Consider the following 21,565-nt stretch of genomic DNA (forward strand, 5'->3'; position numbering starts at 1 on the left):
CGGCATTGTCGTTCAAGACCGGCCGGGCAGCAATCGGCGGAGGCGTCATTGACCAGTCTTCCTCTTGAGGTGCCTCCCGCACAGCCGGTGGCTATGGCAAGTCAGGATATTCCACGGCGTGTCATTTTCCTCGGACTCCGCGGCATCCCCAATGTTCAGGGCGGCGTAGAGAAACATGTCGAGATGCTGGCCGGCGAGATGGCCGCATGCGGCTGGAACGTCGAAGTCATCGGCCGGCACCGTTACCTGCCGTCTCCGCCTTCTCCCGCGAACGGTATCCGTGTCTTCTCGCTCTGGGCCCCCCGCAAGATGGCGCTGGAGGCCATCGTCCATACCTTCCTGGGCGTCTGTTTCGCGGCGGTGCGCCGGCCGGACATCCTGCACATTCATGCGGTTGGCCCGGCATTGATGGTGCCTCTCGCCCGTCTCCTGGGCATGAAGGTGGTCGTGACCCATCACGGCTATGATTACGACCGGCAGAAATGGGGCGGCGTTGCCCGGCGCGCCCTAAGACTTGGCGAGTATCTCGGCATGCGCCTGTCCCATGGCCGGATCGCGGTCTCGCGCGAGGTCGCCCAGACCATGAGCTCCCGCTACGATACGCCGGTCAGCTTCGTGCCGAATGGTGTGGCCATCTCCCGGGGCGCGCATCGGACTGGCGTCCTGGCGGAGTTTGGCCTGCAGCCCAAGCGTTATGTCCTGCTTGCCGCCCGCCTCGTTCCGGAGAAGCGGCAAACGGACCTCATCGAAGCATTTGCGCGGAGCGGGCGCTCCGACCTTCGCCTGGTCCTGGCGGGTGGAGCGGAGTTTGAAACCGCCTATTCCCTGCAGGTCAGGGAGATGGCCCAGGCCGTGCCCGGCGTCGTCTTGACTGGTTTCCAGTCCGGCGACAGGCTTGCCGAACTCTTCGCCAATGCCGCGCTCTTCGTCCTGCCGTCGAGCCATGAGGGGATGCCGATCGCGCTCCTGGAGGCCATGGCGTCCGGCCTCCCGGTGCTCGCCAGCAATATCGCCGCGAACCGGGAACTTGGCCTGCCTCCGGAGGATTACTTTCCGCTTGGCGATGTCGATGCGCTCGCCGCGGCGATAATGGCAAAGATCGCCAATCCGATCAGCGAGGAGCAGGCCCGCTCCCAGATCAAGCGGGTGGAGCTGGCCTATAGCTGGCCGAACGTCGCCCAGAAGACGCTGGAGGTCTATCGGGCGCTGCTGGCGAAATAGGCGGGCTTCCATTGTGAGCGAGAGCGCGCGATAGAGCGCCAGCAGCTCGCCGCCCCACAGCCAGAGATCGACGGACCATGACATTCAGGATAGTTCTACGCGCCCTGGCATGGTTCACGCTCGCCTTCATCGCTTACGCAACCTTGTCCGCGATCGAGCTGCGTCCGAGAATCGGCGATGCCGTTCATCTCGAACGGTTCGGCGCATTCGGCCTCCTAGGTTTCCTCTTCGCCACCGCATATCCCCGGCGAATTGGGATCATACTCCTGCTGACCATCGGGATCGCAATAGGGTTGGAGCTCTTCCAGATGCTGTCACCCGACAGGCACGCGCGGCTGGGAGATGCCCTGGTCAAGATCGCCGGAGGTGTGAGCGGCGTCGCGGCGAGTTGGCTGTCTGCCCGCCTGCTGCCGCGGCTCACAACCTACCTGGATCGTGAGCGGCTCAGGGGGTAGGCGTCTCGCTGCATCCGCGGCAGCGTCGGCCAGCATGCTATCATTGTTGTGAGGAGGGTGATGCTCTCGATGATACAACTGATTGCAGCCTATTCGGACGCAGTGATCCTGATCATTTGCGGATTGTCCACTGCGGTACTGGGAGTATTGCTCGCCTCCATTGCCCGTCGCCTATGGTTTGCCCGGCCTCGGGACGCTGCCGACGAGCCCAACAAGCTCGCCGAGGTCGTTCATGGCAGTCTGCTGGCGTTCTCGGTTTTCGTGCTCGCCCTGATGCTTGCGGATGTCCGTGTAAATCTGGCGCGGGCTGATGACGCGGTTTCGCGTGAGGGCTCCTATATCGCGCGCCTCGATCGGGATCTGGCGAGTCTCGACGGGAGCGAGCCCGAGGCGGCGCGGAAGGCGCTGCGAGACTATGTCGGTGCCGTGACCCGCGATGAGTGGCATTCCCTCTCGACCGAGGATGCCGGGCTTTCTGCGACCGCTGATCGTGCGCTCGCTGCGTTGGTCCTGCAGGTGCGCAAGGTTGCGGCGGAGTATCGGGATTCGGCCTCCTCGCTGCGCGGATTGCTGGACAGGCTGGAGGAATATCGCCAGGGGCGGCTCGAAACGGCGACCAAGAGCGTGCCGGGGATTTTCTGGTGGATGATCCTGATCTTTCTGCTCGGCGCGATGCTGATGAACGGCCGCTTTTACCTGAACCCTGCCGCTCTTGCCCTGATCGCGGCGCATATGGGCGCAATCGGCATGGTGCTCGGCCTCATCATCATCATGGACGAACCGTTCAGAGGCGAAACGAGCATTTCATCGGCGCGGGTGAGCCAGGCCATCAAGAGCCCGCAATAGGCGAGGCGCTCCCAGGCGGAGCTGGACGCGCGTCTCGCAAGGCAGGCACGCCATTCCCCCAGGTACAGATCGACTGGCGTCTCCAGCTGTGGTGCATTGCGCCGGGGCTCAAAGGGAGGAGCGCGTCATGGCTACCTACGTCGTCCTCGCGAACTTCACCGATCAAGGCATCCGTAACGTCAATGACAGCGTCAAACGCCTGGAAGCATTCCGGGAGATGGCGAAATCCAAGGGGATCACCGTCAAGGACGCCTATTACACGCTCGGCAAGTATGACGTCCTCGTCACCGTGGATGCTCCCGACGAGATGAGCGCCACTGCGCTCAGTCTTGCCGTTGCCAAGCTCGGTAACATCCGCAACCAGACGATGCGGGCTTTCACCCCGGCCGAGATGACCACGATCCTCGGCAAGGTCTAAGGAGGCCGGAGCGCGGCGCGTCGTCAGGTCGCGCTGCGCTTCCGTTTCAGGGGAATCCTTCGCTTCTTTCGCGTGGTTTCCCCTGGCGGGGGCGGCTTGCCCGCACTCTCGTCATGGGGTGCGACAGCGCTGGCCACGCCCTCCAGCTCGCGCAGCAAGGCCTGCAGAGTCGCGAGTTTCTCGTCGCCAAAGCGGCTGGTGATGTCGCGGTAGATCGCTTCCGAGACCGGCGTCACCGTTTCGATCAAACTGGCGCCGGCCGGGCTGATCGAGATGATGGCGCGACGCAGATCACGCTGATCGGCCCCTCGCGTGATGAGGTGTCTGGCCTCGAGGTCGACGAGGATCCGCGACAGGCTCGGCGCGAGCAGGAACGTTGCGCGCGCGAGATCGGTCACCTCCAGGCTGGGCACCGAGTTCAGCGCCCGCAGCACCCGCCATTGCTGCTCCGTGATTTCATATTGCCGCAGCGACGGCCGAAAGCAGCGCATGACCGCTTCGCGCGCCCGCAGCAGGGACATCGGCAGGGATTTCGAGAAATGGCGAAGATGGACACGCGTCCCACCTTGCGAGGACTCATCGGGGGGTGGAGCGGGGCTTCTCAAACGTGGTCCCTTCCGGGGCGGTGCGCAGGATCAGAGCAATGCCACCATTCTAGCGGTTCGCGCCGGTAATCGCTTGCTCAAATTAATTTAACACGTTAATTTAATTTCGAACACGAGGCGGGTGCGCGGATGCCGCATATCATCGTCGAATATTCAGCCAATCTTGAGCCGGCGCTGTCGCTCCGCCGGCTGGTCGACGAATTGCACCATACAGCGCTCGCAACCGGGGTTTTCCCCATTGGCGGCCTGCGGACGCGGGCCGAACGCCGCGATATCTTCGCGATCGCCGATGGCGATCCGACCCACGGTTTTGTTGCCGTTCTGGCTCGGATCGGGGAGGGTCGGGATGCCGCGACGCGCCGGCGGGTCGCCGAAGCGCTGATGGCGACGCTCGAAGCGCAAACCGCCGACCTGTTCAGCAAGATCGGGCTCGGTCTCACAGTCGAGGTCCAGGAGATCGACGGGACGGCCTCGCTCAAGACCAACAATCTGCATGAACGCCTCGCACGCAAGGGAGGCCTCGCATGAACCGGGCCATCGATCCGAAATTCGCCAGCAATCTGATCGGGGCCGAGCGCGCCATGGCGCGCTTCCTCACCGGCGGGGTCGTTCCGCATGTCATTGCCGGAGAGCGCGTGCTCTCCGCCACGAGCGCCACCTTCGAAACGCTCGATCCGGCCACCAATGAGCATCAATGCACCATCGCCTCCGGTGGTGCAGCGGAGATCGACCGTGCGGCCCGCGCCGCCGAGGCGGCCTTCAAGGTCTGGCGCGATGTTCCAGGCGCGACGCGTCGCAAGATCCTGCATGCGATAGCGGATGCGATCGAGGCGCGAGCCGAGGAGATCGCCTTCGTCGAGAGTTGCGATACTGGCCAACCGATCCGCTATATGGCCAAGGCTGCGCTGCGCGGCGCCGAGAATTTTCGCTTCTACGCCGATCGTGCCACCGAGGCGGGCAACGGGCTTTCGCTGCCCGATACCGACCATATCAACTACACCATCCGCCAACCGATCGGCCCCGTCGGCGTGATCACGCCGTGGAACACGCCTTTCATGCTGTCGACCTGGAAGATCGCGCCGGCACTCGCCGCCGGCTGCACCGTCGTCCATAAGCCGGCCGAGTGGTCACCGCTCTCCGCGGTCATCCTGACCGAGATCATGGATGAGGTGATCCGCGCCCACGGATTGCCCGCGGGCGTCGTCAATCTGGTGCACGGGCTCGGCGAAGAGGCTGGCAAGGCCCTGACCGAGCATCCCGCGATCCGGGCAATCGCCTTCGTCGGCGAGACCACGACCGGCTCGCACATCATGGCGCAAGGCGCAAAGACGCTGAAACGCGTGCATTTCGAACTCGGCGGCAAGAACCCGGTGATCGTTTTCGACGATGCCGACCTGGACCGCGCCCTCGATGCCGTGCTGTTCATGATCTACTCGCTGAATGGCGAACGCTGCACGTCGTCCTCGCGCGCGCTGGTCCAGCGCTCGATCTATGACAGCTTCAGCGAAAGAGTCGTCGAGCGTGTCCGGCGTATCAAAGTCGGCCACCCGCTCGATCCGGCAACGGAGATCGGGCCGTTGATCCACCCGCGTCATGCCGAAAAGGTCCTGTCCTACCCTGCGCTCGCGCGAGAGGGCGGGGCACGCGTCGCCTGCGGCGGCGGGCGGGCGATGGAGGGGGCCGGCAATTATGTCGAGCCGACGCTCTATGTCGACGCTGCAGCTGGAATGCGGATCGCCCAGGAGGAGATCTTTGGTCCTGTCCTGACCATGATTCCCTTCGAGGATGAGGCCGATGCGGTTCGGGTCGCCAACGATGTCCGCTACGGGCTCGCCGGCTATCTCTGGACCCGTGATATCGGCCGCGCGCACCGTGTCGCTCGCGATCTCGAAGCCGGCATGATCTGGGTGAACTCCGAGAATGTGCGGCATTTGCCGACCCCGTTCGGAGGCATCAAGAGTTCCGGCATCGGCCGTGACGGCGGCGACTATTCCTTCGATTTCTACATGGAGACGAAGAACATCGCGGTCGCCTATGACAGCCACAAGGTCCCAAAGCTCGGGCTCGGAGGCTGACCGGTAACGGGAAGGATCGAAGCGGGAACGGCGGCCGTGGTCGCAGCCGTGCCACCGGCTTCACAGCATCAAGCCCTCGAAAAGCAGGCCGGCAGCAGGAATAAGATACCAAGGAGGAAGCTCTATGCCTGTCCCGCAGCCGGTATTGAATCCGCCCTTTCAAGTGATGCGGCTCAATCACGTCGTCCTGTCCGTGTGCGATCTGGCGGCTTCGCGAGCCTTCTGGTCCGATACGCTTGGGCTGCTAGTGACGGACGAGAGCGAGAGCCGAGTCTACATGCGTGCGATGGAAGAACGTGGACACCATTGCATCGTCTTGGAGAAGGGTGAAAGCCCGGTCGCAAAGGTACTCGGTTTCAAGGTTTTCTCGGAAGAGGATCTGGACAAGGCACATCATTTCTTTCGGGCGAACGGCCTGCCGGCCCGGTTTGTCGAGGCGCCGTTCCAGGGCCGCACGCTCAGGACTGTCGACCCGCTCGGCGTCCCGCTGGAGTTCTATTTCAGCATGGACAAGCTTCCGTCGGTTCACCAGAAATACGCGCTCTACAAGGGCGTGAAGCCGCTCCGGATCGACCATTTCAACTGCTTCTCCGACAATGTCGACGCGTCCGTCGCGTTCTATAACGCGATCGGATTCCGAACGACCGAATACACGGTGAACGAGGATGGCAGCCGGCTCTGGGCGGCCTGGATGCACCGCAAGGGTGGCGTTCACGACATGGCCTTCACCCATGGGGTTGGGCCGCGCCTCCACCATGTTGCCTTCTGGGTGCCGACGCCGCTCAACATCATCGACCTGCTCGATCTGATGGCGACCACCGGCTACGTCACCAATATCGAGCGCGGCCCCGGACGGCACGGCATCTCAAATGCCTTCTTCCTCTATATCCGCGACCCCGACGGTCATCGGATCGAGATCTATTGCTCGGACTACCAGACGGTCGACCCCGACCACGAACCGATCCGTTGGGATCTGCGCGATCCGCAGCGCCAGACGCTCTGGGGCGCGCCAGCTCCGCGCTCCTGGTTCGAGGAGGGCACGCTCTTCGCTGAGACGCCGGTGCGTCAGCCCTCCTTCCAGGCGTCCCCGATCATCGCTGCGTGAGTTAACGGGGCGCAGGGGCGGGGACTCCACTCAAGGTGACGGCCCGTTGGGCGGATCTGCAGGACAAGGTGAGGCGGATATGGTGAGAGCGACTGGCGGCGAGGGACTTGTGTCCGGGCTGATCGATCATGGCATCGATACGGTCTTCGGTCTTCCCGGGGCACAGATCTACGGCCTGTTCGACGCGCTCGAGCGGAACAAGGACAGGATCGCAACCATCGGAGCGCGTCACGAGCAGGCCTGCGGTTACATGGCCTTCGGCTACGCAAGGGCCACCGGACGGCCCTCGGTCTGCACCGTCGTGCCCGGCCCCGGCATCCTCAACGCCGGGGCGGCCCTGTTGACGGCCTTTGGTGGCAACGAGCCGGTGCTCTGCCTGACGGGGCAGGTGCCAACCCCCTTCCTCGATCGTGGTCGCGGGCATCTGCACGAGATGCCGGACCAGCTTGCGACCCTGCGCGGCTTCACCAAATGGGCCGAGCGCGTCGAGCACCCGGCGTTGGCGCCGACAGCGGTGTCTCGGGCCTTCCAGGCGATGCTCTCGGGACGGCGCGGTCCGGCCGCGCTGGAAATGCCCTGGAACGTCTTCACGCAGCCGGGGGAAGTGCCGGTCACCTCCGTGCTCGATCCCTCGCCACCGCCACCCATCGACGCTGACGCCATTGACCGCGCCGCAAGACTGATCTCGGCGGCGAAGGCGCCCATGATCTTCGTCGGCAGCGGCGCGTTCGATGCCGCGGATGACATCCTGCAACTGGCCGAACTGATCGATGCGCCGGTCGTCGCCTTCCGCAGCGGTCGTGGCATCCTGTCGAATGACCATGAACTCGGCCTCACCATGGCTGCGGCCTATGAGCTCTGGCCCCAGACCGACCTGCTGATCGGCATCGGTACGCGCCTGGAACTGCCGGGCTGGCGCTGGTCACATACGCCGCCGAACCTGAAATCGGTTCGCATCGATATCGATCCGGTCGAGATGCGCCGCTCCATTCCCGATGTCGCGATCCTGGCCGATGCCCGTGCGGCCACGGCTGCGCTCGCCAAGGCAGCCGGGCGGCTGCCGCAGAGCCGCCCCGGCCGCCGCGCGGTGATCACGGAGGCGACCGCGGCGGCTGAAGCCAAGATCCAGGCGATCCAACCGCAAATGGCCTATTTGCAGGTCCTGCGCGAGGTGTTGCCGAGGGACGGCATCGTCACCGACGAACTCTCCCAAGTCGGCTTTGCCTCCTGGTACGGCTTCAAGGTCTATGAGCCCAGGACCTATCTGTCCTCCGGCTATCAGGGCACGCTCGGCTCAGGCTTCCCGACCGCGCTTGGCGCGAAAGTGGCGTGGCCGGATCGGCCCGTGGTCGCGATCACCGGGGATGGCGGTTTCCTGTTCGCAGTCCAGGAACTGGCGACGGCCGTGCAATACGGCATCGGCGTCGTTACGCTGGTCTTCAACAACAGCTCCTACGGCAATGTCCGGCGCGACCAGCTGACGGGCTTCGAGGGCCGGCTGATCGGCTCGGACCTCGTCAACCCGGACTTCGTCCAGCTCGGCCGGTCCTTCGGGGTCGAGGCAGTGCGGGTCGACACGCCCGAAACCTTCCGCCCTGTGCTGGAGAAGGCGCTGGCCGATAATCGTCCCGCGTTGATCGAGATCACCATTCCGCGCGGCACTGAGGCAAGCCCGTGGCCGTTCATCCATCCGGCACCACCGGCAGCGCGCTAGCGAGCCTGCAGGTACGAGCCAATGCGCACCCCCCACATTTCTCGGGCGGAGCTTCCGCGATCTTAACGCTTACCGTGCGACAGGCTCGCCCATGGCTTTGCGGCGAAGGCTGCGATGGGAGGAGCCTCGATCATGAGCTGGTTCAGATTTGGCCTGGGGATGACGGCTGCGGCCTCGCTCACGGTGGCCGGGTTGATGATGGTTACGCCGGTGGCGTCTGAGCCACGGACATCCCCGCTCGAAGATTGTGCTGCCTGCCATGGCGCGGACGGCATCGCCCGCGACACCGAAGTGCCGCATCTGGCAGGGCAGAACGAGCGCTATCTGTTCAACCAGATGATGGCCTTTCGCAACGGCAAGCGGGCTCACAAGGAAATGCGCTACATGGCGCGGCACATGTCGGTGAACGAGATTGCGGCAATCGCGGCGTATTATGCAGCCCTGCCGACGCGTTAGCGGAACATATGCGCCGGTTTTCGGTTATAATCAGGTTGGGTCAGACTCTTTCATGACCCGGACGTAGCGCGGGGCTGCCATGAAACAACCGATCGTAATTCACACCGACGAGGATTATGAGCAAGCTCAGCTGCGTGTTGCGGAGCTTCAGGCTGCCTCCGATACCAGCACCAAGGAACAGGAACTGCATGCGCTCGCCGAGGCGATGCTCGCCTGGGAATTGCGGCGCGAAACCGCCGAGGATTGACGCCAGGACAGGCGCCGAGACAGGCGCTAAGGACTAGACAGGCGCGAAGACATCGGTCCGACAAGTCGATTGCGGCTTTCGGAAGAGCGGGTGCAAAGGCAGCAGGCGAGGCCGTTGGGCCGGCCGATATCCGGTCCGCTGACGGTCAGGCGCCTTGCAAGAGGTCTTCCAGCGCCTTGCTGAGCAGCGGCGTCGCCGCTCCATGGACTTCATATTGCCGGCTTGAGCGGTCGCTGACGAGTTCAGGCATCATCAACCCGTGCATTGTTCCCTCGGCCCTAAACAACCCGTCGAAACGCGCCCATAGCTGCGCATTGGCGACGAACGGGCCGGTTACGATGATCCGGGTGGGAAACAGCAGGCGGCTCGCATTGGCGAGTGCGCGCGCCAGCAAACGCGCAGCCGTGTCGATCTCGGGCAGGCTGGTCAGGTCGCAACGCGCCAGTTGTCGGTAGAGGCGGTTCTCGTCCTCCGCGAGATCGGGCCAGCGCCGGCGCAGTTCCGGCAGGAGCGACCAGAGCGCCGCGCCCGTTTCCAGGCAGGCGGTGTTGCCGCAGCCGCAACGGCGGCCGTCGAGCGCGGCGAAGCGCCAGTGCCCGACTTCTCCGAAGGAGCCGCCGGGCGGCGCGAGCGAGCGTCCGCCGATGGCGTAGCCCAGTCCGATGCCCCAGCCCCAGTGCAGCAGGAGCGCGCCATCCGAGAACTGCTCCGAATCCTGCGCCATGCGCGCGCGCAATTCGGCGTCAAGATTGCGACAGACCACAACGGGGCCAACCGCTTCCCCGAGCGCAATACCGACATCGAGGCCGCGCAGGTTGGGCCAGCGCGACGACATCAGCCATTGCTTGCGCCTGAGATCGAGCAAGCCCGAGAGCGACACGGCGGTGCCGGCATGCTCCATGCCGCGCGGCATCGCGGCGAGCAGATCCGCGCCAAGCCCGGCCATCACGCCTGCGACAACCCTGTTATCTGCGTCCGAGGCAATCTCGACGACGCGTTCTTCAAGCAACTGGCCGTCGAGATCGACCAGAGCGCCGACCAGCGATTGGCTCGCGACATAGATGACGGAAGCACCGACGCGGCGTGGATTGGCAATGAGAATTCCGGCCGGACGGCCGCGGCCGGCTTTCTGCCCCGCGGTTTCCAGCAGCAGACGGCGTTCCACCAGATCGCCGACGAGGCGCGATGTCGTGGTCGAGCGTAGCCCGAGCGCAGCGCCGATCTCAGGCCGGGAATGGGCCTGGCCGCGTGCAACAAGCGTGAAGGCGCGGGCGCGGTCGCTGCCGTGCCCGTCGGAGAACAGCATCTGGTCGATGGCTGGCAGTGTCATGGGCATCCATATTTTAGAACCTGATGGTTCTGAAATTGAGATTGCATTTTACAGAGGCGCTCATAAGCTCGATCTGAGAATTTTGAAACAATTTGCTCTGTCCGGGTTCAGAAATAGCATGATCGATATCAACATCGTCGCCGACAAGGAGACCCTCGGCGTCCAGGCTGCGGCCCGTGGTGCTGCGGCCATTCGCGAAGCACAGGCGCGGCACGGTCATGCGACGATCATCGTCGCGACCGGGGCCAGCCAGTTCGAGATGCTGAACCATCTCGTCATTGCCGAGGGCATCGACTGGTCGAAGGTCACTGCCTTCCATCTCGACGAGTATGTCGGCCTCGGCCAGGAGCACCCGGCGAGCTTCCGTCGCTATCTGCAGGAGCGCTTCGTCGCCCCGCTGGGTGGCAAGGTCGAGTTCATCCCGGTCGATGGCGAGGGCGATGCCGAGCAGGAGGCGCGCCGGCTCGGCGAACTAATCGCGGGACTACGCATCGATGTCTGCTTCGCCGGCTTCGGCGAGAATTGCCATCTTGCCTTCAACGACCCCCCGGCCGATTTCGAGACGGACGAGCCCTACATCGTGGTCAAGCTCGATGGCGCCTGCCGCCAGCAGCAGTTCGGCGAAGGCTGGTTCCCGAGCCTCGAAGCGGTGCCGGAGCGCGCCATCTCGATGAGTGTCCGCCAGATCCTGAAGAGCGAGTTGATCGTCCTTTCGGTGCCCGACGAGCGCAAGGCGAAGGCGACGCGCGATGCGCTGGAAGGTCCGGTGAGCCCGCTCTACCCCGCCTCGATCCTTCAGACCCACAAGAACACGGTGCTGTTCCTCGACCCGCCGGCTGCCTCCCTGCTCAAGCGGGGCTGATGGTGGGACAGGGTGCGATCATGCTGACGGCCGGCCTCGTCGATCTCCAGGTCAACGGCTTTGCGGCCGTCGACTTCAATTCAGGCGCGGTGACGGCAGCCGAGATCGACCGGGCGCTCGAGGCGATGCTTCGGACGGGCGTGACCATTTGCCTGCCGACGGTGATCACCGCCCATCCGCATGAACTGGAAGAGCGCCTGCGCGCGCTCGATGCCGCGATCTCGGCGAGCCGCCTCGGCCCGCTGATGTGCCCGGGCTACCATCTCGAGGGGCCCTTCCTGAATCCGGCTGACGGCTATTCCGGCTGCCACCCGGCCGCCGCGATGACCGCAGCCGATCCCACCCTGGTCGATCGCCTGGAAGCAGGGCTCGACCGTCCGATCCTGATGGTGACGGTCGCTCCCGAGGTCGAGGCCGTGCCGGCCCTGATCGCGGCGCTGCATGGCCAGGGCAGGATCGTCGCTCTCGGCCATACCGCTGCTGATTTCGATCAGGTCGCTTCCTCCGCCGCGGCGGGCGCGACCCTGTCCACCCATCTCGGCAACGGCATGCCGCAGGTCACGCATAAACTCGCCAATGCGATCTTCGCGCAGCTTGCCGAGGACGGGCTTTGGGCAAGTTTCATTGCCGACGGCATCCATGTTCACCCCAAGGCACTGAAATCGCTGTTGCGTGCCAAGGGACTTAACCGTTCGATCCTTGTGACCGATGCGGTTTCGGCCGCAGCGGCGAAGCCCGGCAACTATCCCTTCGCCGGCATGAGCGTGGAGCGGAAGGCCGACGGTTCCGTGCGCCAGCCGGGAAGCGTCTCGCTCGCCGGCTCGGCGCTCTGCCTCGATCAGGGGGTGCGCAATGTCGTGGCCTGGGGCCTGGCGACGCCGGAGGAGGCGGTCGCGATGGCCTCGAGCCATCCGCTGGCGGTGCTCGAGCCCGCCTTGCGGGCGAGGGGGCTGGAGCTGCCACTAAGCGAGGTCGAGTGGTCCGCTGATCTCGCCGTGCAGCGCGTGCGCATCGGGCCCGAGGAACGCCGCTACGACGCGGTCAAGATGTAGACAACCCAACGATCAGCCTAACCAAAGAGGGAGAGACCATGAGCAAGGATTTCAAGGGAATTGACCGCCGCACCGTGCTGGGCGGCCTGGCCGCGATGGCGACGGGAGCACCGGCGGCCTTTGCGGCTTCGCCGCCGCTGCCGACCTCGCCGGTCGGCATCAACATCATCGATGTCGGCGGTGCGCTGGCCTTGATGCAGAAGGCGTTCGAGGACTATCGCGCGGCCAATCCGAAGCTGGTCTCGCGCATCACCTTCGTGAAGGCGCCGGCGCCGGAACTCGCCAGCAAGATCAAGGCGCAGCAGGAGGCCGGCCGCGCCGATCTCGATCTCGTGCTGACCGGCAGCGACGGCCTCGCAGCGGGCCTCGAACAGAAGCTCTGGCTCAAGATCCTGCCCGACTTCGCCGACAAGTTCCCGAATATCGAGGAGAACTACGAGCCGGCCGCGCTCAATCTGCACCGTGCCCAGGGCGACGGCTTTGGCGTCGTGGTCAACTACTACCCCTCCGGCCCGCTGCTCGAATACGCGCCGGAGCGCGTCAAGAACGTGCCGACCACGGCCGACGAGCTGCTCGCCTGGGCCAAGGCCAATCCCGGCAAGTTCATGTATGCGCGCCCGACCAATTCCGGCCCGGGCCGTACGTTCATGATGGGCCTGCCCTATATCCTCGGCGACAAGGACCCGCAGGATCCGGTCGGCGGCTGGGACAAGACCTGGGCCTATCTGCAGGAGCTTGGCCAGTACATCGACTATTATCCGGCTGGCACCGGCGCGACGATGAAGGAGTTCGGCGAGGGCTCGCGCGACATCATCATCTCGACCACCGGTTGGGACATCAATCCGCGCGCGCTCGGCATCGTGCCGAAATCCGCGATGATCGGCACGTTGAAGGGCTTCCACTGGGTTTCGGACGCCTTCTTCATGTGCGTGCCGAAGGGCGTCCCGAACGATCGCCTCGCCGTGGTGCTCGATCTGATGGCCTATGTGCTGACGCCGAAGGCTCAGGCCTATGCCTATGACGAGGGCTATCTCTATCCGGGCCCGGCGGTGAAGAACGTGCCGCTGTCGCTGGCACCGGAGAGCAGCCAGAAGGTGATCGCCGAATTCGGCCGGCCGGAATATGCCGACCTGATCGCGAAGAATCCGATCGAGCTGCCCTTGAAGCCCGACAAGATGGTCGTGGCCTTCCGCAAATGGGACGAGATGGTCGGCGCCAAGCGCGCCCGCTGAGCAGGCCAGTCGAACGCGACTGTCCAGCACACGACAAGAACATCCCGGGCGCCTGCAGGGCGGCCCGGGATGCCATGATGACCGGATAGGATTTTAGAGGCGACGCCTCAACGCCTCGCGGCCGCGAGGATGCTGTCGACGAGCCGCTGCGATGCCAGCGCCTCGTTGCCCGTCACGACGGGCTCGCGCCCGGTCGTGACCGCATCCAGGAAATCGGCGATCACCGCACGGTGCGCATCATGGGGGAAATCCATGATATTGGCGCCGCTGCCCGTGCTGCCCTCCGCCTCCACGATCTCCTTGCGGCCGTCGAGGAAGGAGAGGCTAAGCGTGCCGCCAATCAATGTCGCGAAGCCCTGGGTCCCGATGATCTCGATGCGCTCGGGATGGCCGGGATAGGCGGCGGTCGTCGTCATCAGCGTGCCCGGTGCGCCATTGCCGAGCTCAAGCAGCGCCGAGGCGAAATCCTCGGTCTCCATGCGGTGCAGCTTCGTGGTCCGCGCCTGCGCCGCGACCACTTGGGACACACCCACCAAAGAGCGGAACAGGTCGAGCGAGTGGATCGCCTGGGTCAGGAGCACGCCGCCACCGTCACGCGCCAGCGTGCCGCGGCCGGGCTCGTCGTAATAGGCCTGCGGACGCCACCACGGCACGCTCAGGAAAGCGGCCTCCACGGTTCCGAGTTCGCCGGCGGCCAGTGCAGCCTTGAGGCGCAGGCTCGCAGGCCGGAATCGGTGCTGCAGCACGACCCCGAAGACTTTGCCGGCACGGCGCGCGGCTTCGACCAGCGCCTCGCCGCGCGCGACCGTCAACTCCAGCGGCTTCTCGACCAGCACATGCTTGCCATTCTCGAAGCAGCGCGCGGACACGTCGAGATGACTGCTCGGCGGCGTCAGCACAATGACGGCCTCGACCGCTGGATCAGCCAGCACGGCATCGAGATCGGTCGTCACCGGAAAGGCGAACTGCTTGCGGTAGGCCCCGGCTCGCTCTGCCGAGCGACTGACCGCCCAGCGTACATCGACCCTCTCTGCGAGGTCGATCAGGCTGCGGGAATGCGGCAGGGAAGCTGGCCCGAGGCCGACGATGGCAATGCCGATCTTGCGGGTCACGAAGCAGTCCTTTCGCTCGCGCGGGCGGGCAGCCGCACGGCCTTCGCCTGCGCTTCCAGCGCCAGCCGGCAGACCGTGAAGGCGTGTTGCTGAGACATCGCGCTCTCGGTCCTGCCGGCGATATCCGCCACAAGATTGCGGAAGTAGGTCAGCGGCTCACGGGAGGCATCGATATGACGGGTGCCGTTCCCATCGACCAGGAAGAGATGGTCGGTGCCCGGCCGGCCTGCGATATCGACATATTTGCGCAGTTCGATCGTGCCTGCCGTTCCGAGGATGGTCAGCCGCCCGTCACCCCACGTCGGAAGCCCGTCAGCGGTGAACCAGTCGACGCGGATATAGGCGCCGGCTTGCGGGCTGCGCAGCAGGATCTCGCCGAAATCCTCGAAATCCGGCAGCTCAGCGCTGCCGAAATGGCCCGTTCCCGACGCCACGATCTCCGCATCGCGCGAACCGGTGAAGTGCAGGAACTGGTCGATCTGGTGCGAGGCGATATCGGTGAGGATGCCGCCGAAAGCGCTCTGGTCGAAGAACCATGACGGCCGGATCGCGCGGTTAAGTCGATGCGGGCCGACACCCAGGGTCTGTACCACACGCCCGATCGCGCCGTCGGCGATGAGCTTGCCGGCGATGATCGTCGAAGGCACCAGGAAGCGCTCGGAAAAGCAGATCGAGAAGATCCGCCCCGTTCGGGCGACCGTCGCCTCGACATCGGCAAGCTGCGCGAACGTGGTCACGCCCGGCTTGTCGACCATGACGTCCTTGCCGGCCTGCATGGCCCGGATCGCAATCGCGGCGCGCTCCGAGGGAATCGCTGCGCTGGCGACCAGATCGATCGAGGGATCGTCGATCAGCCGGTCGGCATCCATGGCCTGGAGCTGCGGAAAGCGCTCGCGGAAGCCGGCAACGACGCGCTCGTCGCTGGTGCGCGGATCGAAGCCGGCGCAGACAGCGCCGGCTTCGAGGAGACCTTCGACCATGTTGTAGATATGGCGGTGGTCGAGGCCGATGGCGGCAAAGCGCATGCTATTGGGGTGCTCCGTGGCCAACGCCGATCTCCTGGTCCCAGCGCCGGAAGGCGGCGACGAGCCGTTCCGGAGTCAGAGGCGGGCGGGTCGGCAGCTTGGCGATCAGCTCGTCATAATGGGCGCGCCCGAATTCCTTGATGACGTCGCGGCTTTCCTGCGGCGCCATGGCGAGCGTCACGCCCTTCACGGCCGGGCCGGGATAGAAATAGCCCTTGTCATAAGTCGCGGCCTGCGGCTCGGGCTTCAGCATGAACGACATCAGCGCCAGGATGACGGCGACCTTGGCCTCCGGCACGCCCTTGGGAATGCACATGAACTGGGTGTCGGGAATCCAGTGAGTGTTTTCCAGCGCGAAGACCTCGGCCTCTTTCGGCACGATGCCGAGCACGCGGGGGTTGATGTCCCAGCCGAGCGTCGAGACGATGACGTCGCGCGTGCCTTCGCCGAGTTCCTTCATCGTCGCGGCCGTGCCGCCGGGATAGTAGTCGATGCCGGTGCCGAGCTCCTTGAGATAGGCCCAGGTCTTGTCCCAGCCGTTCATCGGATCGCTCGGATCCTTGTCGCCGAGGATGTAGGGCATGCCTTGGAGGAAGGTCCAGCCAGGCCCGGAATTCAGCGGGCGGGCATAGGTGAAGCGCTTGGGATTGGCCTTCACATAGGCCAGCAGGTCGGCAGCCGTCCTGGGCACGGTCTTCAGCCGGGCCGGGATGTATTCGAAAAGCGGCCCCGACGGGGAATAGACGACGGCGACACCTTCGTTCTGACCGAAGTTGCGCTGCATCATCAGCGCCTGCTCATGATAGACGTCTTCAGCCTTCGGCAGTTGCGACGGATAGGACTTCCAGACGTCGATCCACAGTCCCTGCTGGATGCCGTCGGACATCGCGCCCGGCCCGGTCAGCACGAGGTCGAGATCGACCCGGTTGGCCTGCTGCTGCGCCTTGAGCTTCGCCGGCAGCTCCGGCGAGGGCGCCCGCGAGAAATTCACCCGCGAGATCAGCTTTGGGTTTTCCTTGGCGAAGCGTTCGATCGAAGCCTGGGTCAGCTGCAGGTTGCCGGCGACGTCGATGATGTTCAGCGCAACCGGGCTGGAAGGCAGGGGCAGGCCCTGGGCGAAGGCGCCTGTCGCCTGGAGAGCGGCAAGGCTGGCTGCTCCATGCAGCACGCCGCGGCGTGTGATTTCGGTCATGGTCTCTCCCTCGATAGGCCTGCTATCCGCGCAACCAGACCGGACGCGCGCCGAGGCCTTGACATGTATACTAGTACACCAATTCCGGGCCGACTAGTTGAGGGAGCTTGACCTTAAGGAGGGGGACGGCTTCGCGGAGAGCATGACGGCGCGCGCCGCCAGGCCCTCAGGGCTTGGCAGCCTGCAAGCCGATGGCCTGAGAGCCAACGGATCGTCTGGCGGTGATGTGGACGGGGGTTGGCAGCGGCCGTGTCAGGGCGCGGCAATCACCACGCGAAGGAGGGCACGACGTAACCGGGCATCCATCCGGCCGTTGCAAAGAGCCTGGCGCAGCTCGCATGGTCGACCGTATCCGGTGTCGGCCAACCCAGATCCTGCCGATGAATGCCGCCGGCAATGAAGGCGACATCGATTCCGGCACCGGTTGCGCCGGCGACGTCATGCTCAAGCGAGTCGCCGACCGCGAGCACACGCCGCGGAGCCAGGCCGAGCCGCTGCAGGCTGCTGCGATAGATGCGCGGTTCGGGTTTGCCGTGATAGCGAACCCGCCCGCCAAGCCCGGCATAGCACCGGGCGACAAGTCCGGGCGCCTCATGCAGCGTGCCGTCGGCATGAACGCGGTAGAGATCGGGATTGCCGCAGATCATCGGCAGATCGCGGGCCACTGCAGCCTCGAGCGCCGGGCGCCAGCCGGCCAGCGATTGCTGCGGCGGGTTCATGCTCAGCATGAACAGGAAGTCGGCGGCCTCGGTGCTCTCGACCCTGGTCAGGCCCAGACCCTCGATCAGGTGGTCCTCGCCGTCGCGCGCAAACAGGAAGCAGCGGCGGCCGAGGTCGCGATAGAACGGATCCTGCTCGGTCAGCAGCGCGTCGCGGGCGTCGTCTCCGGCCGAAACGACATGGTCGAACAGCTCGCGGGCAAAGCCCATCCGGGCGAGTAGCTCCTCGTTTTCCCGAGCCCCACGGCCGGAATTGGAGAGGATGATGATCGCCTTTCCCGCCGAGCGCAGCCTCTGCAGGCAGTCGACTGCGCCGCGATAGGGGGTCGTGCCGTCATGCAGCACCCCCCACTGGTCGAGCAGGAAGCCGTCATAGCTCTGGGCGACCTCGGCGAGGCCGGAGAGATGGCTGACGGCGGCTCCGGTTTCAGGTGATACGTGAACGGACATAGGCGGAAAGCGCCTCGCTGATGATGATGATCGCCAGGATGGCAATGAGGATGACCAGGACCTGGCTCCAGGCGAACTGGTTGATCGAGGCGTAGAGCAGAAGCCCGATGCCGCCGGCGCCGACAAAGCCGAGCACGCTCGACTCCCGCACATTGATGTCCCAGCGATAGATCGATGTGCCGATCAGAACGGGCAGGATCTGGGGCAGGATGGCGATGCCGTAGATCTGGAAGGTGCCGGCGCCGGTGGCCTCCACCGCCTCGATCTGGCCGGCCTCGACCTCCTCGATCGCTTCGGCGACGAGCTTGGCGATGAAGCCGACCGAGCGGGCTGCGACCGCGCAGATGCCGGCAACCGGGCCGGGGCCGAAGATGGCGACGAAGAGAAGCCCCCAGATCACCGTGTTGATCGAGCGCGACAGCACGAGGATTGCGCGCCCGAGAAGCCAGGTTCCCTGGTTCAGCGTGGTGTTGCGTGCGGCCAGGAACGCGACCGGCAGCGCGAGCACGATCGAGATCATCGTGCCGAGCGTCGCGATATGGATCGTCTCGATCAGCGGACGCACGACAACCGGCAGATAGGACCAGCGCGGTGGCCACATCCGCTGGATCAGGTCGGCCGCCTGTTCATGCGCATCGGCAAAGAAGGCCCATTCGATGTCGAGTGCCGAAACCGACCAGACGGCTGCGAATGCGCCGCCGAGGAGCCAGAGCCACTGCGTCAGCCGCTCGCGCGGCGTATGGCGTTCCCACTGGTCGGGATAGATGCGCTTGGGCTGAGCCCCGCCATCCCGGCGCTGGTTTGCATTCGCCTTCACCTGAGCCTCCGCCGGGCCCAGTCGCTGAACCACTCGCCGAGCGCAACGAGCGCCGCGATGGTGAGCAGGATGGCGCTCGAGAAATCGAAATCGTAGCGGGAGAACGAGGCCGAGAGCGTCTGGCCGATGCCGCCGGCGCCGACGATGCCGATGACGGTGGAATGGCGCAGATTGGCGTCGAGCCGATAGATCAGCACGCCGAGCGATTTGACCATGACCTGCGGCACCACGGCGTAGCCGACGACCTGGCCAAAACTCGCGCCGGTGGCACGGATGGCCTCGACCGGGCCTTCCTTCATGTTCTCGATGTCCTCGGCCAGCATCTTGCCGAGGAAGATCGCCGAGGAGAAGGCGAGCGTAAGCAGCCCTGCGACGGGGCCGAAGCCGAACAGCTTCACGAAGAAGATCGCGATGATGACCTCATGGAAGGTCCGCCCGATCACGATGAAGCCGCGCGCCAGAAAATAGAGCGGGCGCGGCGAGAGATTGGCAGCGGCAGCCAGCCCGATCGGGATTGCGAGCAGGGCGCCGACGATCGTCGAGGCGATCGCGATCTGGATGCTCTCCACCATGCCCGAGAGCAGCATCTCCCAGCGCGAAAAATCCGGCGGGAACATGCGCGCGAAGATATCGAGCGCGCGCGGCAGGCCGGCGAGGATGCGGTTGCCGTCGATATTGAGGTCGGACACCGACCAGATCACATAGGCAACGACGGCGGCCCAGAAGATGAATCGGCGCCGGCGGCTGCCGAACAGGCTCGGCGGCCGCCATGTGGTCGGATAGGCGGGGGAGGCGGTGGCGCTCATGAGGCGGAACTAAGCGCCGGCGCGGGTTCGTCGTCGCCCTCACCGGGCAGGATCCAGTCCTCGTCGCCATAGATGACCGAGAGAACCTCGTCCGTCAGTTCGGCCGGCCCGTCGTCGAAGACGACGACGCCGTCGCGCAGGCCGATGATGCGGTCGGAATAGGCCTTTGCCAGCGCGACGTCGTGGATATTGATGATCGCTGGCGTTTGCCGTTCGGAGACCAGTTCGCGCACCAGCCGCATGATCTGGCGGGCGGTTTTCGGGTCCAGGCTGGCCGTTGGCTCGTCGAGCAGCAGCAGATCGGGCCGTTGCATCAGTGCGCGTGCAATGCCGACGCGCTGCCGCTGCCCGCCCGACAGGGCGTCGGCGCGCTGATTGTGGTAGCCGTCGAGCCCGACGCGGTCGAGAAGCGCGAAGGCCGACTGGATATCCTCCGGCGGAAAGCGGTAGCGCAGCGAAGCGAACAGGCCGACATAGCCGAGCCGGCCCGAGAGCACGTTCTGCATCACGGTCAGCCGCTCGACCAGATTGTACTCCTGGAAGATCATGCCGATCCGCCGCCGCGCGGCTCGCAGCCCCTTGCGATCGAGAGCCACAATATCCCCGCCATTGAGCAGGATGCGCCCGGCCGTCGGCTCGACCAGCCTGTTGATACAGCGGATCAGCGTGCTCTTGCCCGCGCCCGATGAGCCGATGATCGCGACGACCTGCGGACGGTCGATGGTGACATCGACGCCAGCCAGGGCGCGTTTGCCCGTCGGGTAGGTTTTTTCGAGCGCCTCGATCCGCAGCAGCGGCGTGCCGGAAGGGGTCGTCATCAATCCGGCTTCAGCTTGGAGAGGCCGTCCTGGGTATAGACGATGCCGGTATCCCGCTGGATCGTCCGGATATCGGCCCAGTCGGCCTTGTAACTCAACGCCTTGAAGCCCTTCTCGTCCTTGAACTCCTTGGCCAACTTGGAGTTCTTGAAGTCGAAGGTCGCGAATGCCTGCTTGATCTTGTCCTGCAGCTCGGGCGCGAGGTCATGCGAAATGCCGAAAGCGGTCCGCGGGAAGGGCGCCGATTCATAGACGATGCGCAGGTCGTCGGGCTTGAACATGCCGCGGGCTCTCATGCGGTCGACCACGCTCGATGCGACGGGAGCGGCGTCATAATCCTTGTTCACGACGCCCATGATCGAGTTGTCGTGCTTGCCGGAGTACAGCACCTCATAGTCCTTGCCCGGCTCGACCCCCTTGTCCTTGAACAAGACGCGCGGCGCGGTGTCGCCGGAATTTGAGGAGGGCGCGACATGGGCGACGCGTTTGCCCTTGAGATCGGCAATGCTCTTGATCGGACTGTCCTTCGGCACGATCAGCTGCAGCGTATAGCCGACGCCGCCGTCATGGCGCTCCATGGCAACGATCGGGACGAAGCCGGCAAGATTGACCGCGAACGGCGTGGGGCCGCTGGCGACGCCCGCGATATGCAGGCGGCCCGAGCGCATGGCCTCGATCTGGGCCGCATAGGATTCTGCCGAGAACCAGCGGATACGCTTGCCCGTGACCTTGCTGAGATGGGCCAGGAAATCGGAGAAGACGTTCTCGTACACGGCCGGGTCCTCGACCGGCGTGTAGGAGAAGACCAGCGTATCCGGGTTCTTCTGCTGCGCCTTGTCGCTCGGCGTATCCGCGAGAAGATCGTTATCCGCATCGCAATAACGCGCATCGAGCGTGCCGCGATTTGCGCAACTCTGTGCATGGGCGGGCGATGCCAGGGCGAGCCCCATGGCTACCGCGCCGAGCGCGGCCAGCGAAATCCGAACCATCCGTTCCCTCCAGATTCTC

The 21,565-nt window shown here is 65.0% G+C and carries 23 protein-coding genes; 13 read left to right on the top strand and 10 right to left on the bottom strand.

Features of this window, described 5'->3' with window-relative positions; all coding sequences use genetic code 11:
• The first annotated feature begins 93 nt into the window (after positions 1-93).
• From AC1DGP_RS21315 to AC1DGP_RS21330, 4 genes are all read left to right on the top strand, one after another.
• Positions 94-1,221, top strand: a complete 1,128-nt coding sequence (locus AC1DGP_RS21315; RefSeq protein ID WP_441491070.1) for a glycosyltransferase family 4 protein — start codon at positions 94-96, stop codon at positions 1,219-1,221.
• A 77-nt stretch (positions 1,222-1,298) separates the two neighbouring features.
• On the top strand, positions 1,299-1,676 hold the full coding sequence (locus AC1DGP_RS21320) for a VanZ family protein (protein WP_441490887.1): 378 nt from the start codon (positions 1,299-1,301) through the stop codon (positions 1,674-1,676).
• Positions 1,677-1,745: 69 nt separating this feature from the next.
• Positions 1,746-2,522 (top strand): bestrophin-like domain, encoded by a 777-nt coding sequence (locus tag AC1DGP_RS21325; RefSeq protein ID WP_441490886.1) that lies wholly within the window; start codon positions 1,746-1,748, stop codon positions 2,520-2,522.
• Positions 2,523-2,649: 127 nt separating this feature from the next.
• The gene (locus AC1DGP_RS21330; RefSeq protein ID WP_069881005.1) at positions 2,650-2,940 is read left to right on the top strand and encodes a GYD domain-containing protein; all 291 of its coding nucleotides are present in this window, start codon (positions 2,650-2,652) and stop codon (positions 2,938-2,940) included.
• A gap of 23 nt (positions 2,941-2,963) precedes the next feature.
• On the opposite strand, the gene hpaR is transcribed toward AC1DGP_RS21330, so the two are convergent.
• A complete protein-coding gene (gene hpaR / locus AC1DGP_RS21335) occupies positions 2,964-3,461 on the bottom strand; it encodes a homoprotocatechuate degradation operon regulator HpaR (protein ID WP_441507067.1) in 498 nt (165 codons plus the stop codon).
• Positions 3,462-3,674: 213 nt separating this feature from the next.
• On the opposite strand from hpaR, the gene AC1DGP_RS21340 reads away from it, so the two are divergent.
• The 6 genes from AC1DGP_RS21340 to AC1DGP_RS21365 all read left to right on the top strand — a co-directional run bounded on the left by AC1DGP_RS21340 (position 3,675) and on the right by AC1DGP_RS21365 (position 9,142).
• Entirely contained in the window at positions 3,675-4,073 is a 399-nt protein-coding gene (locus tag AC1DGP_RS21340; RefSeq protein ID WP_441490884.1) for a 5-carboxymethyl-2-hydroxymuconate Delta-isomerase, read from the top strand.
• Positions 4,070-5,620, top strand: coding sequence for a 5-carboxymethyl-2-hydroxymuconate semialdehyde dehydrogenase (gene hpaE / locus AC1DGP_RS21345; RefSeq protein ID WP_441490883.1), 1,551 nt, complete (start codon positions 4,070-4,072; stop codon positions 5,618-5,620). The genes AC1DGP_RS21340 and hpaE overlap by 4 nt, the downstream gene beginning before the upstream one ends.
• Positions 5,621-5,744: 124 nt before the next feature.
• Positions 5,745-6,725 (top strand): 3,4-dihydroxyphenylacetate 2,3-dioxygenase, encoded by a 981-nt coding sequence (hpaD, locus tag AC1DGP_RS21350; RefSeq protein ID WP_476832513.1) that lies wholly within the window; start codon positions 5,745-5,747, stop codon positions 6,723-6,725.
• A gap of 79 nt (positions 6,726-6,804) precedes the next feature.
• Complete coding sequence (locus AC1DGP_RS21355; protein ID WP_441507069.1) at positions 6,805-8,439, top strand: thiamine pyrophosphate-dependent enzyme; 1,635 nt, start codon at positions 6,805-6,807, stop codon at positions 8,437-8,439.
• Between the two features lie 132 nt (positions 8,440-8,571).
• The gene (locus tag AC1DGP_RS21360) at positions 8,572-8,895 is read left to right on the top strand and encodes a c-type cytochrome (RefSeq protein WP_441507070.1); all 324 of its coding nucleotides are present in this window, start codon (positions 8,572-8,574) and stop codon (positions 8,893-8,895) included.
• Between the two features lie 79 nt (positions 8,896-8,974).
• Positions 8,975-9,142: a hypothetical protein gene (locus AC1DGP_RS21365; protein WP_441490879.1), complete on the top strand. Its 168-nt coding sequence runs from the start codon at positions 8,975-8,977 to the stop codon at positions 9,140-9,142.
• 145 nt (positions 9,143-9,287) lie between these two features.
• Here the strand turns inward: AC1DGP_RS21365 and AC1DGP_RS21370 are convergent, their stop codons facing one another.
• A complete protein-coding gene (locus AC1DGP_RS21370; protein WP_441507071.1) occupies positions 9,288-10,472 on the bottom strand; it encodes an ROK family protein in 1,185 nt (394 codons plus the stop codon).
• Between the two features lie 118 nt (positions 10,473-10,590).
• Here AC1DGP_RS21370 and AC1DGP_RS21375 point away from each other — a divergent pair, with 118 nt between their 5' ends.
• The 3 genes from AC1DGP_RS21375 to AC1DGP_RS21385 are packed head-to-tail and all read left to right on the top strand — an operon-like array spanning position 10,591 to position 13,618.
• Complete coding sequence (locus AC1DGP_RS21375) at positions 10,591-11,334, top strand: glucosamine-6-phosphate deaminase (RefSeq protein WP_476776374.1); 744 nt, start codon at positions 10,591-10,593, stop codon at positions 11,332-11,334.
• Positions 11,334-12,386 carry an N-acetylglucosamine-6-phosphate deacetylase gene (locus tag AC1DGP_RS21380; protein WP_476769957.1) on the top strand — a complete coding sequence of 351 codons (1,053 nt, stop codon included), beginning with the start codon at positions 11,334-11,336 and terminating at the stop codon, positions 12,384-12,386. Before AC1DGP_RS21375 ends, AC1DGP_RS21380 begins: the two co-directional genes overlap by 1 nt.
• A gap of 38 nt (positions 12,387-12,424) precedes the next feature.
• Positions 12,425-13,618: an ABC transporter substrate-binding protein gene (locus AC1DGP_RS21385; protein WP_441507074.1), complete on the top strand. Its 1,194-nt coding sequence runs from the start codon at positions 12,425-12,427 to the stop codon at positions 13,616-13,618.
• Positions 13,619-13,725: 107 nt separating this feature from the next.
• Here the strand turns inward: AC1DGP_RS21385 and AC1DGP_RS21390 are convergent, their stop codons facing one another.
• The 8 genes from AC1DGP_RS21390 to phnD all read right to left on the bottom strand — a co-directional run bounded on the left by AC1DGP_RS21390 (position 13,726) and on the right by phnD (position 21,546).
• Positions 13,726-14,730, bottom strand: a complete 1,005-nt coding sequence (locus tag AC1DGP_RS21390) for a Gfo/Idh/MocA family protein (RefSeq protein WP_441507075.1) — start codon at positions 14,728-14,730, stop codon at positions 13,726-13,728.
• Positions 14,727-15,755 carry a Gfo/Idh/MocA family protein gene (locus tag AC1DGP_RS21395; RefSeq protein WP_441507122.1) on the bottom strand — a complete coding sequence of 343 codons (1,029 nt, stop codon included), beginning with the start codon at positions 15,753-15,755 and terminating at the stop codon, positions 14,727-14,729. Before AC1DGP_RS21395 ends, AC1DGP_RS21390 begins: the two co-directional genes overlap by 4 nt.
• A gap of 1 nt (position 15,756) precedes the next feature.
• Positions 15,757-16,947, bottom strand: a complete 1,191-nt coding sequence (locus AC1DGP_RS21400) for an extracellular solute-binding protein (RefSeq protein ID WP_441507076.1) — start codon at positions 16,945-16,947, stop codon at positions 15,757-15,759.
• Between the two features lie 266 nt (positions 16,948-17,213).
• A complete protein-coding gene (locus AC1DGP_RS21405; RefSeq protein WP_441507077.1) occupies positions 17,214-18,116 on the bottom strand; it encodes a TIGR01459 family HAD-type hydrolase in 903 nt (300 codons plus the stop codon).
• Positions 18,094-18,933 (bottom strand): phosphonate ABC transporter, permease protein PhnE, encoded by an 840-nt coding sequence (gene phnE, locus AC1DGP_RS21410; RefSeq protein ID WP_244523542.1) that lies wholly within the window; start codon positions 18,931-18,933, stop codon positions 18,094-18,096. The genes AC1DGP_RS21405 and phnE (AC1DGP_RS21410) overlap by 23 nt, the downstream gene beginning before the upstream one ends.
• Positions 18,930-19,739 (bottom strand): phosphonate ABC transporter, permease protein PhnE, encoded by an 810-nt coding sequence (gene phnE, locus AC1DGP_RS21415; RefSeq protein WP_441490871.1) that lies wholly within the window; start codon positions 19,737-19,739, stop codon positions 18,930-18,932. Before phnE (AC1DGP_RS21415) ends, phnE (AC1DGP_RS21410) begins: the two co-directional genes overlap by 4 nt.
• Complete coding sequence (gene phnC, locus AC1DGP_RS21420; protein WP_441507123.1) at positions 19,736-20,533, bottom strand: phosphonate ABC transporter ATP-binding protein; 798 nt, start codon at positions 20,531-20,533, stop codon at positions 19,736-19,738. Before phnC ends, phnE (AC1DGP_RS21415) begins: the two co-directional genes overlap by 4 nt.
• Positions 20,534-20,556: 23 nt before the next feature.
• Positions 20,557-21,546 (bottom strand): phosphate/phosphite/phosphonate ABC transporter substrate-binding protein, encoded by a 990-nt coding sequence (gene phnD, locus AC1DGP_RS21425; RefSeq protein ID WP_441507078.1) that lies wholly within the window; start codon positions 21,544-21,546, stop codon positions 20,557-20,559.
• Between the last annotated feature and the right edge of the window lie 19 nt (positions 21,547-21,565).

It is taken from the genome of Allobosea sp. 05T433, from assembly GCF_056396065.1.

What these genes read in the sequence shown, in the direction of transcription:
- AC1DGP_RS21315 (WP_441491070.1), top strand. Translation starts at nt 94, where the DNA reads ATGGCAAGTCAGGATATTCCACGGCGTGTCATTTTCCTCGGACTCCGC.
- AC1DGP_RS21320 (WP_441490887.1), top strand. Translation starts at nt 1,299, where the DNA reads ATGACATTCAGGATAGTTCTACGCGCCCTGGCATGGTTCACGCTCGCC.
- AC1DGP_RS21325 (WP_441490886.1), top strand. Translation starts at nt 1,746, where the DNA reads ATGATACAACTGATTGCAGCCTATTCGGACGCAGTGATCCTGATCATT.
- AC1DGP_RS21330 (WP_069881005.1), top strand. Translation starts at nt 2,650, where the DNA reads ATGGCTACCTACGTCGTCCTCGCGAACTTCACCGATCAAGGCATCCGT.
- hpaR (WP_441507067.1), bottom strand. Translation starts at nt 3,461, where the DNA reads ATGTCCCTGCTGCGGGCGCGCGAAGCGGTCATGCGCTGCTTTCGGCCG.
- AC1DGP_RS21340 (WP_441490884.1), top strand. Translation starts at nt 3,675, where the DNA reads ATGCCGCATATCATCGTCGAATATTCAGCCAATCTTGAGCCGGCGCTG.
- hpaE (WP_441490883.1), top strand. Translation starts at nt 4,070, where the DNA reads ATGAACCGGGCCATCGATCCGAAATTCGCCAGCAATCTGATCGGGGCC.
- hpaD (WP_476832513.1), top strand. Translation starts at nt 5,745, where the DNA reads ATGCCTGTCCCGCAGCCGGTATTGAATCCGCCCTTTCAAGTGATGCGG.
- AC1DGP_RS21355 (WP_441507069.1), top strand. Translation starts at nt 6,805, where the DNA reads ATGGTGAGAGCGACTGGCGGCGAGGGACTTGTGTCCGGGCTGATCGAT.
- AC1DGP_RS21360 (WP_441507070.1), top strand. Translation starts at nt 8,572, where the DNA reads ATGAGCTGGTTCAGATTTGGCCTGGGGATGACGGCTGCGGCCTCGCTC.
- AC1DGP_RS21365 (WP_441490879.1), top strand. Translation starts at nt 8,975, where the DNA reads ATGAAACAACCGATCGTAATTCACACCGACGAGGATTATGAGCAAGCT.
- AC1DGP_RS21370 (WP_441507071.1), bottom strand. Translation starts at nt 10,472, where the DNA reads ATGACACTGCCAGCCATCGACCAGATGCTGTTCTCCGACGGGCACGGC.
- AC1DGP_RS21375 (WP_476776374.1), top strand. Translation starts at nt 10,591, where the DNA reads ATGATCGATATCAACATCGTCGCCGACAAGGAGACCCTCGGCGTCCAG.
- AC1DGP_RS21380 (WP_476769957.1), top strand. Translation starts at nt 11,334, where the DNA reads ATGGTGGGACAGGGTGCGATCATGCTGACGGCCGGCCTCGTCGATCTC.
- AC1DGP_RS21385 (WP_441507074.1), top strand. Translation starts at nt 12,425, where the DNA reads ATGAGCAAGGATTTCAAGGGAATTGACCGCCGCACCGTGCTGGGCGGC.
- AC1DGP_RS21395 (WP_441507122.1), bottom strand. Translation starts at nt 15,755, where the DNA reads ATGCGCTTTGCCGCCATCGGCCTCGACCACCGCCATATCTACAACATG.
- AC1DGP_RS21400 (WP_441507076.1), bottom strand. Translation starts at nt 16,947, where the DNA reads ATGACCGAAATCACACGCCGCGGCGTGCTGCATGGAGCAGCCAGCCTT.
- AC1DGP_RS21405 (WP_441507077.1), bottom strand. Translation starts at nt 18,116, where the DNA reads ATGTCCGTTCACGTATCACCTGAAACCGGAGCCGCCGTCAGCCATCTC.
- phnE (WP_441490871.1), bottom strand. Translation starts at nt 19,739, where the DNA reads ATGAGCGCCACCGCCTCCCCCGCCTATCCGACCACATGGCGGCCGCCG.
- phnD (WP_441507078.1), bottom strand. Translation starts at nt 21,546, where the DNA reads ATGGTTCGGATTTCGCTGGCCGCGCTCGGCGCGGTAGCCATGGGGCTC.